This window comes from Spirosoma jeollabukense, assembly GCF_054777855.1.
Genome location: NZ_BAAHAD010000002.1, coordinates 1,145,610 through 1,159,560, shown reverse-complemented (window position 1 = coordinate 1,159,560; position 13,951 = coordinate 1,145,610). Strand labels below are relative to the sequence as shown.

Genomic DNA, 13,951 nt, shown 5'->3' with positions numbered 1-13,951 from the left:
ATGACTCGACTGACTACACTTCTCAAATCACTGCTCGATTCGCCGACTCAATCACGCCAGGAATTTCTTAAGCTGACCGGACGGGCACTGGCAATCGGTACGGCCGGTGGGGTACTGACGACATACGGACGTAGCAAGGGCGGCTTACCTACGCCGTCTGGCGTTATCCAGGCGGATACCGTTCCGCATATCCAGCCCGTTTCGCCCCCGGCGGTGATTCCGCCGAAGGTAGATGAACCCATTCAGTTGGAACCCATCCGGGGTGCTTCGGACCGACAGACACCCCCAACGCCCTCGCCCCAGCCACCCGACCAACGGGTTGGCTACGCTGTAGTGGGACTGGGTCATTTGGCCCTGGAAAATATTCTGCCCGCCTTTGGACGTAGTCGAAAATCTAAATTAGTAGCGCTGGTCAGTGGAAATCCGCAAAAGCTCCAGAAAGTAGCCCAGCAGTATGGCGTCAAACCCCAGAACTGTTACAGCTATGATACGTACGACCAACTGCGCGACAACCCGGAGGTACAGGTCATCTACATTGTCCTGCCCAACGCCATGCACGCCGAATACACCATTCGCGGGGCACAGGCGGGTAAGCACATTCTGACCGAGAAACCGATGGCCACCTCTTCGGCTGATTGCCAGGCGATGATTGATGCCTGCAAGAAAGCAGATCGCAAACTCATGGTCGCCTATCGAATTCAGTACGAGCCGCACAACCGCTACGTCCGCGAGCTGGTTCGCAAACAGCAGTATGGCGCGCCTAAGTTTATTGAGCTGTTCAATGCGCAGCAGGAGGCCAATCCCAATCACTGGCGCCACATCAGGGCACTGGCCGGGGGCGGAAGTTTGCCAGATATTGGCCTGTACTGCCTCAACACGGCCCGGTTTATTCTGGGCGAAGAACCAACGGAAGTATTTGCCTATCAGTACAGTACGCCCAATAATCCGCTGTTTCGGGAGGTAGAAGAGGTGATGTCCTGGCAAATGCGCTTTCCGAGCGGGATCATTACCAACTGCGGATCACATTATTTCGCTCATGAGTCCCGTCGCTACCGGGTGCTGGCCGAACGGGGCTGGCTGAATATGGAAAATGCCTTTGCCTATAATGGGTTGCAGTTACAGCAATCCTACGCAGAAGGGCAAAATGAACACAGGGATGAGATTGAACTCATGGAAAAAGATCAGTTTGCCACCGAGATGGACCATTTCTCCGATTGCGTCCAGCAGAACAAACAACCGTTTACACCGGGGGAGGAAGGCCTTCAGGATCATAAAATCATGGAAGCCATTTATCAGTCGGCGCAAATGGGCAAGCCTGTTCAGTTGCCCCTTATTACCAAACTTGATCCGTTCCGGGGGCCTGAGCCGCAATTGCAGTAGCTTGCTTTTTCCGCTTTTTATTCCCTGTTGACACCTAGCCAGACAACGGTTATCTGTTTCTGTTTAGGACAGTAAGGTAACGCAAAAAGTTAGGCAATGGCCAGAACAGAACGCTTTAGATACCAGTACAGTATAATCCTGAACAATCGCCTATATCAGGGCGTTAGAGCCAGCAAATCATTACCTTACTTCACAAGAAATTAGTGCACGTTATGAAAACCAAATCAATGAGCCTGGGCCTGATGCTGGCCCTTATTACAACAGGCGCTACGTTCGCTCAACAGAACAGCGGAAATATGAATGCCGGTACGACCAACATGATCGGCAAGGAAACCAAGGCTAACTTCGACAGCCAGAATCAGAAAGGGGCAGCCGCCGTAAGTGCGGTATCAGCAACCCCGGCCAAGCTCTCCAGCGCCGATCAGAATCTGATGATGGAAGTGGCGAAAGGGGGCACGATGCAACTGGAAATGAGCCGGGTGGCGGTACAAAAAGCCAGCAGCCCGGAAGTACGTCAATTTGCGCAGGCCGAAGTCGATGAACAAACCGGCCTGTCGGCAAAATTACAGGAGATCGCCAGTGCCAAAGGGGTTACGTTGCCGTCGGGCCCCGACGCCGAGACGCAAGCCATGGTCACTAAATTACAGGGGGCATCCGGTGCATCGCTGGACAAAATGTACATGGATGAAAGCGGGGTAAAAGGCCATCAAAAACTCGATAAAGTAATGTCAACGGTTGAGTCCACCGCATCGGATGCCAGTTTGAAAGGAGTCGGCAAAGCCGCCCATCCGCTCGTGAAAACACACTTGAAGGTAGCCCAGCAGATTGAGGGTAAGATGTAAATCAACCTGAGGCAATTTAGCCTCGGGGCATTTACTTTCTCCGTGTAGGATGCCTGAGTTATTAAGTCGACAACAGGCCATTTCGTAACGAAATGGCCTGTTTTTTTTAGGGTTTTCGTAAGGCTGCGCTTCCCTTTGCCTCACTATCCACAGGTCATTTCAACCGGCCAAGCTAAAGAGCGGTTAGTCAGGTAAACTGTAAAGGCATGGAAAGTAAAGCAAAACTGGCTGGGCATCCGGCTCATCCAATTCTCATCGTTTTTCCGCTGGGGCTGCTGGCGACTTCCGTCATCTTTGATGGGGCATATTTACTAAATAATAACCCGGACATGATTCGGGTGGCTTACTGGATGATTACAGCCGGACTTCTAGCCGGCGTGGTCGCTGCGGTCCCCGGCTGGATTGACTGGCTGGCTATCCCGACTTCTACACGCGCCAAACGGATCGGTCTGATTCACGGGGCAGGCAACGTAGTGGTGCTGCTGCTCTTCGGGCTAAGCTGGTTTTTGCGAACGGATGAACCTGGCTATCATCCACCGACGCTGGCGCTGGTTAGTTCGGGGCTGGCCTTCATGCTGACGGGTCTGACGGGCTGGCTGGGTGGCGAGCTCATTGATCGGCTGGGGGTTGGTGTAGATGACAATGCGCACCTGAATGCCCCGAGTTCCCTGTCTGGCCGACCAACTGTAAACACGTCGATCAGCCATAGATCCCACCAGGCATGAGTCAACCAAAACCACTTAACCAGACGGCCAAGTACCAGAACTGGCATCGCCATCTGGAAGAAAACCAGCTTACCATCAACGGCATAGATCCATTATACGTCCACCGCGCCCAGAAGGACGACAGCGTTTTATATGCATTGCTCAAGGTAGATGCTCAAACGCCCGAGGGAACGAAAGTTAACCCGATCTGTTTTCTGAAAGGCGATGCCGTATCGATGCTGGTTGTGCTGATTGATCAACAGACAGCCGAAAAATACGTTGTTCTGGTCCGCCAGCGACGTATCAGCGACGGTTCGTTAACGTATGAGCATCCGGCCGGCATGATCGATGAAACGGACGCTTCCCCCTTTGATGTGGCGGTGCGGGAACTGGGCGAAGAAACGGGACTGTCGATTGACCCTTCTCACGTAAAGCCGCTTTTTAGCCGCCCGTTGTTTTCGGCTACGGCTACCAGCGATGAAGCGCTTTATTTCTTCTACTACGAACAGCAAATGGCTTTAGCCGATATTAAAGCACTGGACGGTCAGTCGACGGGTAAGGAAGGGGAAAATGAGCATACACAGTTGCACATCGCTACGTTTCAGGAAGCGCAGGAACGGGTCGCTAACCTGCATGGCGTCCTGGCTCATTTGCTGTATCTGAAACAGGTGGGCGACTATGGCCTGATGAGCCAATTATAAGAAACGTACTACATGAACGACTACGTAACGGTATGAAAAAGGGATGGATTATTGCCTTAGCGCTTTTGCTGATTGGTATCGCTGGTGCCTACATCTGGTATAGCCGACTAAAAAATAACGCTGAGGCCGAAGGTGGTGCCTACGACAATACGCTCAAGCCCCGCGTGGAGATGAGCACAATGGAGATTACCGATATTGATGATGATCGGATCAAAATGAATGTGAAGATGCTCATCGATAACCCGTTACCGGTCGGCTTTAAAGCCCGGCGGCTGGCTTATACGATTTTAATGGCCAACACGCCTATTATTGAAGATAGCTACGAAAAGCCAATTGAGGTAAAATCAGGTGATAGTACATTTGTGACCTTACCGATGGTCGTGCTCAACAAAAAGCTCATGCAGGTGCTGAAAACGTTGGATCGAAAAGACATCGACAGCACAACCTATACCATCCGGAGCCGCTTTGACCTGGACATACCGATTCTGGGTGAGCGCACTTTTCATCCAACCATTACGCGTCGGCTGCCAACCTTTTATTTGCCAAAGATCAAAATTGAAGACATTGATTTTGGCAAACTGGGACTGAAACGCACGGATGTTGCCGCGAAAGTGGCCATCACCAACCAGAACAAGTTTCCCTTTAATTTTACCGATACGCACTACACCGTGTCGATCGACGGGAAAGAAATTGCGGAAGGTGATCAGCCCGAGCCGATTCTGATTAAGAAGCAGGCAACAACGCCGGTCGTTTTTCCCGTTACCATGAAACCCGGCCAGACGCTGGGATTATTGCCCAAGATGTTGTTTGACAAAAAGGACACCCCTTTTCTGGTCACACTCCGCTGCAAACTGATCGACAAAGACGGAAACCTGGCGTTCAAAAATAGTAAGATGCATACCGTAATTCGGGGCACACTAGCCGACTTCAGGAAAGATTGAATCTGGCTTAGTGTACCGAATTCAGGTTACGTTACTGAATAGGCTTCTGCCAGGCTCATTCAGTGATTGACCCGCAGGCTGCATGTATTGCCGTCGTAACCAGTGGCTAAGGCCATCCAGCCCCGGAAACAGTACCCGTTCATTAATGTTGGCCTGATCCAGCTTGTCTCGAATCTCCCATTTTAGTTCTTTGGCAATCGTAATCTTCCGATACGTATCGGGCCGTTGCTCCAGCCAGCTTTTCATGCTCACGGTTGGGCTGGAGATAACCGAAAACAACGCATACTGATTGACGATCCGATCATCGATGGAAGGCGGCTCGAAGAATAGTGCAAACGGCTCTGGTACCTGGCAATCAAACTCCCGGAGTGAACGAATATGGCTCAACATCTCAATCGTGAACACATCGGCTCCTTCGTCTTCCAGTATGTCGCTTAACGTATCGGGCACCTGTTGATGGACTTTTTTATAATCCAGACACCAGATAACCCCATCGCGATCATACCGGCTGAGATTAGCCGTCACAAAGTGCAGGGCTACGTAGGGCGAGAACGTCCAGTCCATCAACCGGGTTGGTAAGCCATGATGTTGAGCCACAGAAAGCCAATACCAGAACGAATCGAGCTCAACGACGTTACGCAGCGCATATTTCTTGAAATTACGCAGCAGATGCCCTTCAACCTGCGCATAGTTTCCACCCATTCGCATCAGCGATGTATCCAGCGTGTAGGCTTCATCGGGCAGCCCCCGAAAGGCAAACGGAGGCCGGAAACGGTGGAGAGCCGGCATCCAGGCGTCTTCATACAAACACGCCATTAACTGGTTCCAACTGGTAGCATGTACAGTAGGCATAAGATAATCTATCCGATGAGTCGATTCAGGCGTTTCGGGATTGGCTGAAAACAACACAGGTTGCGCGAAGGGACCTGCCCGAAGACGGCGTATCGCACAACCTGTGTTGTTTTGTGAACATTAACATTTGTACTAAAAACCCGCATACCGAGGCTTACTGGTTGCGATTTGATTTGCTGGTACTACTGGTAGTACCCGTTGAACCACCCTTGGTCGGAACGCCAGCCGCCTGTTGATTGACTTTTTTGCCTTTTCCCTTACTACCCTGACCGGACGTAGTGCCTGTAGACTGGCCACCGGTACCGCTGCCAGCGCCTGACTGCGAACGCGTTGATCCTGAGCCCATCGATGAGCCACTTTTCTGGCCCGCTGTGGTCGATTGGCCACTTTGCCGGGAGCTGCTGGAACTGGGTACTCCTTCCGCCGTTGGTGTCGGTCGTCGGTCGGGCTGGTTACCACCCGCCTGAGCCCATGCACTTACGGAAGCCACCGCCACCAGCAGAGCAACCGTCATTATAGTCGTTTTCATACGTTGGTTTAGTTTATGCGTTTGTTTGCACGCCGTAAACTAACCGGCTGGATCAGCAAAGCCCTTTTCTTCATTCAACAGAGTGAGGTAATGGGGGCCTTCAGCCGGTTAGGGTGATTTGAATTTATTTTTCGTAAGCAGGCTTGCGCTGTGTCAATAAACCGGCCCCTAATTCGAGTAGACCGAACGTAAGGTGTGGCCAGCTAATCCGTTTGGCAAAACCCAGCAACCAGGGAGAGGCTGCTACGAGTACACCCGTCATGGTATCGACGGTCAGGTGCGTAGCCATCGGTATTCGTTTGGCGAGTCCGGCTTCGTAGTCTGTCAGTGTCGAAAGCCCTAATACGGCGACACCCGTGCCGACAGCTACCCGGCGGGCCGCATCATTCCGAGCGAAGCCAAGCAGCCAGGGCGAAGCAATAAACAAGGCCCCGGTCGTATAATCGAGCAGGCCGTGGACTTTAGTTGGAATTGGTTTCATAACGTAACGGATTTATATAGGGGTAAAAAAAGGTCGTTCATTCCCAACCGGATTTTACGGGTCGATGATCCGGCTGGAAAAGAAGGAAAAGACTGTAGCAGGCTATCACTATGGATCAGGAGTCCTCTCCGGGCGACGTGAGTTTCGCGCCTAAATACTCCCGGTTCAATCGGACGATGGCTTCGATTGGTACGGAAGCCGGACATTCTACCGCACAAGCGCCTATTAACGAACAGGCGCCAAAACCTTCCGCGTCCATCTGGGCGACCATGCGTTCGGCCCGTTCCCGCCGTTCTGACTGGCCCTGGGGCAACAGCGCAAACCGCGACACCTGAGCCCCCACAAACAGCATGGCTGCGGCATTCTTGCAGGCGGCAACGCAGGCACCACAGGCAATGCAGCCGGCAGCATCCATCGTCGATTCCTGGGTTTGGCGAGACACCAGTATTTCGTTGGCATCGGGCGCGGAGCCCGTATTGACCGAAATATAGCCCCCCGCCTGTACGATCCGGTCGAAGGCCGACCGATCAACCGACAGATCCTTGATGATCGGAAAGGCGCGCGCCCGCCAGGGTTCCACAATGATCGTCTCGCCATCCCGAAAACTTCGCATGTATAACTGGCAAACGGCCCCGCCCGTCTGAGGGCCATGCGCCCGGCCATTAACATACATCGAGCAGGAGCCGCAGATGCCTTCCCGACAGTCGTGGTCAAACGTAACGGGCTCCTCCCCTTTTTGGGTTAAACTGCCATTGAGTACGTCGAACATTTCCAGAAACGACATGTCCGGGTCAATATCATCCAGTTTGTAATCAACTAGTTTGCCGGGCGTACTGGCGTTTTTCTGCCGCCAGACTTTCAGTTTTATGTTCATAAAAAATGGTGTTAGTTGGGGGCCCTTATACCGTGCCCTTGTAGTCCCAATGGTCCTTGATGACCGATCCGCTGGCGTCTTTACGTAAGCGTCGGGCGTACTGATCTCCTTTGATGATACCGCGTTCATCGGCCTTACCAACGAACGCAAGGATGGGGTTACCCTCTTCGTCGGTCTTCATCGCTACGTCGTAGCGGCCAAACCGTAGCGCGACCATTTTCGCGGGTTCGTACTGCTTGCTGAGGACTTTCAGGAGCCGTTCGCCTAGTTTCATATGCCTTATACATCAACCAATGACTGGTTATACTACCGCGGTTTTAACCAATCGATTGTTAACAGGAAGCTGAAATGAGGTAACGGAACGCCAACCCCGAGGGCCCCCTGTTGATCGAGTCCGAATCCTCACAATCGCCTTGAAGATGAGGGTAGGGAAGTAGAAAAGGGGTTATAAAATCACCGGATTGGCTATACAATCAAGAAATCTTTGAAAAACGATAATGAAAAAATTTAACGTATTGATTCTGGGACTGGGTCTGGCGGCCTGCTCGACACAGAGCCGCGATAATATGGATAATGGCAGTGCTGCCGGTTTGGGAGACGACCAACTGGCCCGGCGCGTGGCGGGTGTTTACCTACTCAGCACGGATTACCATTATCAGGAGCCCTGTAACTACCTGCCCGAAGAGTTTGTACGGAATCTGTTTCAGTTAGGGGAAAAGGTAGACCTTGAAAAATATAGCGATCCAGACCACTGTGAGTTACGGTGGGGGTCCAACACAATTGGGTTTCACCTGGAGAGTGACAAACCCTTCGAATCTGTTTTTCAGTCAGAATACCACTTCAACAAGCTGTTTGAACCCCAGGCCAACAAAGCTGCCGACCAGAACGCTACGGCTAAACCGACCCAGTTTGGGCCAGCGCCTGAAGGCTCAGGTGCGGAAGTCCCTGCTACTACAACAGACGCCACACCAGCGCAGGATTCGACGCGTGGCGCCGACCCCTCAGGGCCACTGGAGGGGATCACCAGCCCGACACCACCTCTTACGCCACCAGCCCGAAACACGGCTACCGGACTGGCCATTAGTGGCGTGGGCGATAAAGCCATCTGGGAGCCAGGTAAAAAGTCCCTGCACGTATTGTTCAACAATCATGTGTTTAGTGTGGTGGCCCGTATGCCCGGTGATACGGCTAAAATAAGACAGGGGGCCATCGGTTTGGCAAAGCTGGTTATCCATTCGCTCAACGATGATCGAGATCCCAGAGATAATAAATAAATCAAGCTCCGACGTACTGGCTGTTAGATCGATTCACCCCTACTTGGGAACCGTTGCCTTACTTCTCCAGCCGATAAACACGCTTTCAGGTAGTAAGAACAGGTAGCATAAGAACAGGTAGCATAACAAGACGTCACCAACAAAAACCAGTGCAAGCTGGCCACTCAACGCATGAAAAAAATCGCAACAGCCTTCATCGTTCTTATGCTGGCAGGCTATGGCAGCGTTCGGGCTCAGTCGGGTAGTGTTAGCAAAGGGCAGACTGGAGCAGGCCCGACCAATTACGCCCGCAAAGCCAACAGCAGCCAGACGCTGGGCAAAAGCGCGGATAATCCGCAAGACAAGGACCAGCAGCAGAGACGCACAGAAGCGAAAGGGGGAACACCAGCCGCCAGTGGGTCGTCTGCGGGTAGCCACTCATCGACATCTGGTCAGGGCGGTGCCAGATCGAATCAGAAATCCAGCCCTAAAACCAAACGGGCATCATCCTAAATCCGGTACAGAATGTGTACCACCTTCGTCAGTGCTTTTGCTTTTTTATTTTTCTAACCAGACGTCGGCAGGCGTCGTCATTTACCAATTATTCACCTAAATGAGTTTATCATGGCAACTTCGGAAAATCCAGAACACAAAGAAGGTCCCGTAGCTAAAGCAATTGAAAAACAAACCGCTAAACTCCCCTCAGATCTATTTCTGTGGGCTGCTCTGGCCTCCATGGGCGTTTCGGCCTATTTACAGACTACCAGCAACCGCAAAAGTAGTTTATTCGTAGGCCAGTGGGCAGCGCCTTTCCTGCTACTGGGCTTATACAATAAATTGGTCAAGGTAGAGGGGAGCGATTAGCATCAACCCGCTATAACAGAGGCTCGATTACCAGTTGTTGCTCTGGAACAGCTAACGATCCGTTCAGTTAAAAGCCGCATCTGCATCGCAGATGCGGCTTTTAACTGAACGGATCGTTCTAAAACAAGATTTAATATAACTATCTGGCCGCTAAGTTGTTGAACTTTATATTTAGTATACTCTCCCTTTGTATTATGAAAAGCACCGACGGTTATCAGGAAAGTAAAGCAAACTTCAGACGAGCTAAAATGCTGGTCATTGAGGATAATAACGATCAGTGGATGCTGATTCAAAAAGCCATGCAGGACGTTCTTCCAGAGGTGGCTGCCGTCCGGGTTTCTGAACCCGCTCAAGCCGTGCACTTACTGGAGGAATGGCAAACCCAGGAATGGGAAATTCCGAAAATGATATTAATGGACTTGTACCTGCCGGAGAATAGCGATGGCTGGGACCTCCTCCAGCAAATTAAACGGATGCCTTCTCCATTTGATCGAATTCCAATTGTCATGCTGAGTGCATCCGTTTGCAAATCCGACATCAGGACAGCCTACGAATTTGGGGTTTCTTCCTACCTGGTAAAACCCCTTGATTTTCACGAGTGGATCACTTACTTCCGGGAGTTGCGCACCTACTGGTGGGAAACTGTTACGTTGCCCCCGGTACAATACAAGCTCTGATCGGGAAAATCATCTGATACACAGGATCAGGCTTCTGAAAAGCCTGATCTAAAGAGTAGACAAACATACTGGATAAAAGAGCCCTGGCTATTCTTAAAGACCCTTTTTGAGCTTATTTAACCTGGTGCCATTTCGCTCACGGCTCTTTTTTGCCTGCTCATGCATATAGCGACTACTGGTTAAAAGCTTTTCATACTGATCTTTTACGTGAATCCGTACCGATTCATTGGGGTAGGTAGCCATGCGGGCCTGTTGAACGCCAATGAGCGATATCATTTTCTCTAAATAGCCGATCATGTTATCGTAATAAAGCTCCATTTGAGCGTGCCAGTCGTTCATCCGCTGTTTGACGGGCGGCTTACCGGGTACAGACTGAGGGGCCAGGATCAATTGCCACTCCTGTTGTAGTGCGCTAATGTGCGCTTGAATCGGCTGACCGTCAAACGCTTCTACAGGTATCGCTATCCGACCCGTACCATCGATAATTACCGCTTCCTGTAAGATCCAGCCCTCAGCGACCAACTGCGTCAACAGCTCAAAAGCCGACTCGTAGTTGGCAATCGGGTAACCAACGTGATTACATTGGACTTCCCCACTGATTCCACTAAAAAAAAGTATCATAGCGATAATTATTAGTCCTGACGACAAACAAAGCAATAGGTCTGCGTAAAACAATGCTTGCAGCAGTAGCCTGAATTTGTTTCCTTATTCAGCCACTTTTCGACTGGGCTCCTAACAGCGTTGATGTACGGCGGTCAAAGGTAGTATATACCTAGATGAATTAACGAAATTCACAGATAGATTATGCACTAGTTTAGTGATAATTGGCCTTCTTGTAGAACAAGTTACCTTTTAATCAACTAAATTAATTCTAATTACTCGTTTCAGTAAATATACTAACCAAGAAGAGCAAAGTCAACCGCAATAATCTTTAAAAGTTTGGCTTGAACTACCCCGCCAAGCACCACAGCTTGCAACGGATTAATCCATAAAAGAGGGGCGTCCAGAATCTACATCTTCATAAATTATTCTTTTTGATTCGTGGTCGCTTGGGTCTAGGTGCGGGTTCAGCTTTAACAGGTGTTTCAGGCGTGTGGGAACGTTCAGGCCTGGCTGGAGGAGGTGGAGTTTGGTCCATGCTTTTCATGCGTTGACAATTGTTGAATTCTGGTAAGATTAATGAATCAAATTGGTACGTATTTCTTTCTGAGATGTGCTTCACCACTCTGTTAATTCAGCTTCCTGGTAGCCGCTCGTATTGCTTAACATACGTACTGAATTTATCCGGTAAGGGTGCGCAGCTGGCATTAAATCGCTTCTCTTGACGCACGCTATGGTACCAGACGATTGGCTTTTGTCAATGAACCGCTAGCGGTCCCACTAAGTTAAAAATGTATTTTAACAAGTTAGGCAACGCGCCCAGGGCCAAACATTTGGATGATATATATGCACCTGAGGCCCATAAACGAGCTTTTCGGCGGAGGAGAAAAACTTTTTTCAACAAAAAATATTATTTGGAATATAATTCTACTACTGTTCTTATACGTATGCAGACTAATGTTAATGCAAAATCTGGCAGCGATACCACTAAGCAGATAATACTCCTTATCATTGAAGACAATGACGATGTCTGGACAATTATTAGCCTACTACTCAAAAGACAATTGCCCACTGTCAGCTTTCATCGTGTGGTCAATGCCCAACAATCGTTAGACTACCTCGACAAGGCGATGAAGCAGCCCCAGACCTTGCCTAAATTGATTCTACAGAAGTTGTACCTCCCTTTACTTAAGGATGGTTTAGACCTGCTAGAGGGCATACGAGCCAAATTAGCGGCTTATTCGGCCCAGCAAATTCCTATTCTGGTCATGAGCTCATCCGATAACCCTGATGATATTCGCCGGGCTTACCAGGCAGGCGCCAGCAGCTTTTACCGGAAGCCTGTCGACATTCGTCAATGGGATACGTATTTTGAGCGACTACGCCAGTTCTGGCTGGAATCCGTGACGTTGCCCATCACGTAGCAGCTTCATTCTTATGTAAAGGTTGAATCGGCATTCGCACCCGAAACAGAGTTCCGCGGCCTGAAACACTTTCTATTTCCAGACTGGCGCCAATCAATTCACAAAGTCGTTTTACGATCTGTAGACCAACCCCTTCTCCCTTGTCTCGCAGAGATGCCGACGACTGATCGGCTAACAGATCGTCCGGTAGCTTATGGTCCTGACTGGGCTGGGCCGAGACGGGCTGACTCTCATCCGGCGATAGAACACTGGTCGGCTCAACCACGGGTTTTAGCTGTTTGTGAAAGAACTCCAGCAAATTTGTGGGTAAGCCAGGGCCCGAGTCCTGAACACTGAAGCCCCAGCGCCAATCGTTTTCGGTCGACCAGGATACCGATATCATACCTGGTCGGTCGATGTTGGATGGGGTGTACTTTAGCGCATTCACCACTAGATTCTGGGCAATCCGGTATAGTTTGAGCCGATCTACTTTGACCACTAAAGAGGCTGGTCCATCGGCGCGTAAAATAAGGCCTCGTTCGATAGCCGTAGGCTGAACACTGTCGACTAATTCTGATAGTAGCTGAGCCGCATCAAATTCCTCCACTTGAAGGGGTTCATGACCGGCTTCCAGGCGAGCCAGGTCCATCAAGCCCGTCAGTAATGATTGAACGTTGGCCAGGTTTCGGTTCAGCATATCGACGAACTGCTGCCTTTCCTCGGGACTTAACCCCTCAGTCTGAAGCAAATAAGCAGCGCCCATACTCAACCCCAGTCCACTACGCAAATCGTGGGAAGAGGTACGTAGCAAATCCCCCCGCTGACGGGACAGGTTTTCCATTTGCTGCAATGCCTGTTCCAGACTAGCCGCCCGGTTAGCCGCTTCCAGCCGCTGGAGTTCATCGTGTTTGCTGATACTGCCGCCAATGGTTTCATTCATCAACAGCATAATCTGTTGCTGAGTCTCTATAATAACATCAGGGTCTATCTTGGGAAACAACTGACGGAATAGTTTCAACTCGTCGAACAAGACAACGGACAAATGATTGAACTCTTTTAATAAGTTGGGCAACTCCTGCGACTTTTGCCAGCGTTGTAAGCCGTGCGATTGGGCCGTTACGATGGGGCTGATTTCCGGCTTATTGCCTCGTAATAGCTGCTCAAGCGAATCCAGGATAATCGGTATCAGATTATTAAATTCTTCCCGGCTCAGAATAGCTATTTTCTTGAGGGCGGGATCAGCTTCGCAGGCCGTTCGCCAGTTATTCAGCAATGTCTCGCGCCGATTAAATAAATAGGCGATCAATTCATCGAGTGCCCGTTGGTGATCCGCAGCTTGAGAATCCATATCGTTCGATGTTTGGTGCTTATAGTTCCAGCGTAAATTAAGTGTTAATTACGCGAGTATAGTAAGGACGGATACCGTTCACGAACCAGAGATTACTAAATACAAATGAGTATTTACCAATAAATTAAGGTTGCTTACTAAGCATAATCTTGGCCGAGTCCGATTTAAGGATAAAGCCCTTTTCCTGTTTTTGAACAGCATACGCCTGGTTATCGATAACCAGGCTATCCTTTTCAACTTTCCAGCGAAACGGCGTATCTTTTGATACCATGCCCATCTGAACATGGTTTACTCCCTTTCCGTCTTCACCAAAATTATAGACGGCCTTCGAGGCCATGAGCTTAGCTAAGGTTGTGCTATCAAGCCCGCGGGTAGAGTCGATGTTGTAAGTAGCTAAAAACTGCTTGCTAACGAAATCCAGCTCCCGAACGCCCGTGTCGCAGGCCGCCAGTAAGCCAAGCAAAAGTATCCAGCTACTTTTTGTCTTATAGGTCATAAAAAG

The 13,951-nt window shown here is 50.2% G+C and carries 18 protein-coding genes; 10 read left to right on the top strand and 8 right to left on the bottom strand.

Features of this window, described 5'->3' with window-relative positions; translation table 11 throughout:
• From ACYVEA_RS13190 to ACYVEA_RS13170, 5 genes are all read left to right on the top strand, one after another.
• Positions 1 to 1,380, top strand: coding sequence for a Gfo/Idh/MocA family protein (locus ACYVEA_RS13190; RefSeq protein ID WP_461113892.1), 1,380 nt, complete (start codon positions 1 to 3; stop codon positions 1,378 to 1,380).
• 212 nt (positions 1,381 to 1,592) lie between these two features.
• On the top strand, positions 1,593 to 2,222 hold the full coding sequence (locus tag ACYVEA_RS13185) for a DUF4142 domain-containing protein (RefSeq protein WP_461113891.1): 630 nt from the start codon (positions 1,593 to 1,595) through the stop codon (positions 2,220 to 2,222).
• Between the two features lie 206 nt (positions 2,223 to 2,428).
• The gene (locus ACYVEA_RS13180; protein ID WP_461113890.1) at positions 2,429 to 2,947 is read left to right on the top strand and encodes a DUF2231 domain-containing protein; all 519 of its coding nucleotides are present in this window, start codon (positions 2,429 to 2,431) and stop codon (positions 2,945 to 2,947) included.
• Complete coding sequence (locus ACYVEA_RS13175; protein WP_461113889.1) at positions 2,944 to 3,627, top strand: NUDIX hydrolase; 684 nt, start codon at positions 2,944 to 2,946, stop codon at positions 3,625 to 3,627. Before ACYVEA_RS13180 ends, ACYVEA_RS13175 begins: the two co-directional genes overlap by 4 nt.
• 32 nt (positions 3,628 to 3,659) lie before the next feature.
• Positions 3,660 to 4,568, top strand: a complete 909-nt coding sequence (locus ACYVEA_RS13170; RefSeq protein ID WP_461113888.1) for an LEA/WHy family protein — start codon at positions 3,660 to 3,662, stop codon at positions 4,566 to 4,568.
• 21 nt (positions 4,569 to 4,589) lie between these two features.
• Here ACYVEA_RS13170 and ACYVEA_RS13165 read toward each other — a convergent pair whose 3' ends face one another.
• From ACYVEA_RS13165 to ACYVEA_RS13145, 5 genes are all read right to left on the bottom strand, one after another.
• Complete coding sequence (locus ACYVEA_RS13165; protein WP_461113887.1) at positions 4,590 to 5,420, bottom strand: FRG domain-containing protein; 831 nt, start codon at positions 5,418 to 5,420, stop codon at positions 4,590 to 4,592.
• Positions 5,421 to 5,574: 154 nt separating this feature from the next.
• Complete coding sequence (locus ACYVEA_RS13160) at positions 5,575 to 5,949, bottom strand: hypothetical protein (protein ID WP_461113886.1); 375 nt, start codon at positions 5,947 to 5,949, stop codon at positions 5,575 to 5,577.
• Positions 5,950 to 6,073: 124 nt separating this feature from the next.
• On the bottom strand, positions 6,074 to 6,430 hold the full coding sequence (locus tag ACYVEA_RS13155) for an SPW repeat domain-containing protein (RefSeq protein WP_461113885.1): 357 nt from the start codon (positions 6,428 to 6,430) through the stop codon (positions 6,074 to 6,076).
• A 115-nt stretch (positions 6,431 to 6,545) separates the two neighbouring features.
• Positions 6,546 to 7,304, bottom strand: a complete 759-nt coding sequence (locus ACYVEA_RS13150; RefSeq protein ID WP_461113884.1) for a succinate dehydrogenase/fumarate reductase iron-sulfur subunit — start codon at positions 7,302 to 7,304, stop codon at positions 6,546 to 6,548.
• A gap of 25 nt (positions 7,305 to 7,329) precedes the next feature.
• Positions 7,330 to 7,578, bottom strand: coding sequence for a hypothetical protein (locus tag ACYVEA_RS13145; RefSeq protein ID WP_461113883.1), 249 nt, complete (start codon positions 7,576 to 7,578; stop codon positions 7,330 to 7,332).
• Positions 7,579 to 7,801: 223 nt separating this feature from the next.
• Between ACYVEA_RS13145 and ACYVEA_RS13140 the strand changes: the two genes are divergently transcribed.
• The 4 genes from ACYVEA_RS13140 to ACYVEA_RS13125 all read left to right on the top strand — a co-directional run bounded on the left by ACYVEA_RS13140 (position 7,802) and on the right by ACYVEA_RS13125 (position 10,098).
• Positions 7,802 to 8,578 carry a hypothetical protein gene (locus ACYVEA_RS13140; RefSeq protein WP_461113882.1) on the top strand — a complete coding sequence of 259 codons (777 nt, stop codon included), beginning with the start codon at positions 7,802 to 7,804 and terminating at the stop codon, positions 8,576 to 8,578.
• A 171-nt stretch (positions 8,579 to 8,749) separates the two neighbouring features.
• A complete protein-coding gene (locus ACYVEA_RS13135; protein ID WP_461113881.1) occupies positions 8,750 to 9,070 on the top strand; it encodes a hypothetical protein in 321 nt (106 codons plus the stop codon).
• A 111-nt stretch (positions 9,071 to 9,181) separates the two neighbouring features.
• Positions 9,182 to 9,421: a hypothetical protein gene (locus ACYVEA_RS13130; protein ID WP_461113880.1), complete on the top strand. Its 240-nt coding sequence runs from the start codon at positions 9,182 to 9,184 to the stop codon at positions 9,419 to 9,421.
• 194 nt (positions 9,422 to 9,615) lie between these two features.
• Positions 9,616 to 10,098: a response regulator gene (locus ACYVEA_RS13125; RefSeq protein WP_461113879.1), complete on the top strand. Its 483-nt coding sequence runs from the start codon at positions 9,616 to 9,618 to the stop codon at positions 10,096 to 10,098.
• A 93-nt stretch (positions 10,099 to 10,191) separates the two neighbouring features.
• On the opposite strand, the gene ACYVEA_RS13120 is transcribed toward ACYVEA_RS13125, so the two are convergent.
• The gene (locus tag ACYVEA_RS13120; protein WP_461113878.1) at positions 10,192 to 10,719 is read right to left on the bottom strand and encodes a hypothetical protein; all 528 of its coding nucleotides are present in this window, start codon (positions 10,717 to 10,719) and stop codon (positions 10,192 to 10,194) included.
• 926 nt (positions 10,720 to 11,645) lie between these two features.
• Here ACYVEA_RS13120 and ACYVEA_RS13115 point away from each other — a divergent pair.
• Entirely contained in the window at positions 11,646 to 12,122 is a 477-nt protein-coding gene (locus tag ACYVEA_RS13115) for a response regulator (protein WP_461113877.1), read from the top strand.
• On the opposite strand, the gene ACYVEA_RS13110 is transcribed toward ACYVEA_RS13115, so the two are convergent.
• A complete protein-coding gene (locus ACYVEA_RS13110; RefSeq protein ID WP_461113876.1) occupies positions 12,115 to 13,449 on the bottom strand; it encodes a sensor histidine kinase in 1,335 nt (444 codons plus the stop codon). The two genes, ACYVEA_RS13115 and ACYVEA_RS13110, sit on opposite strands and share 8 nt — an antisense overlap.
• Positions 13,450 to 13,573: 124 nt before the next feature.
• Positions 13,574 to 13,945: a hypothetical protein gene (locus ACYVEA_RS13105; protein ID WP_461113875.1), complete on the bottom strand. Its 372-nt coding sequence runs from the start codon at positions 13,943 to 13,945 to the stop codon at positions 13,574 to 13,576.
• Positions 13,946 to 13,951: the final 6 nt, after the last annotated feature.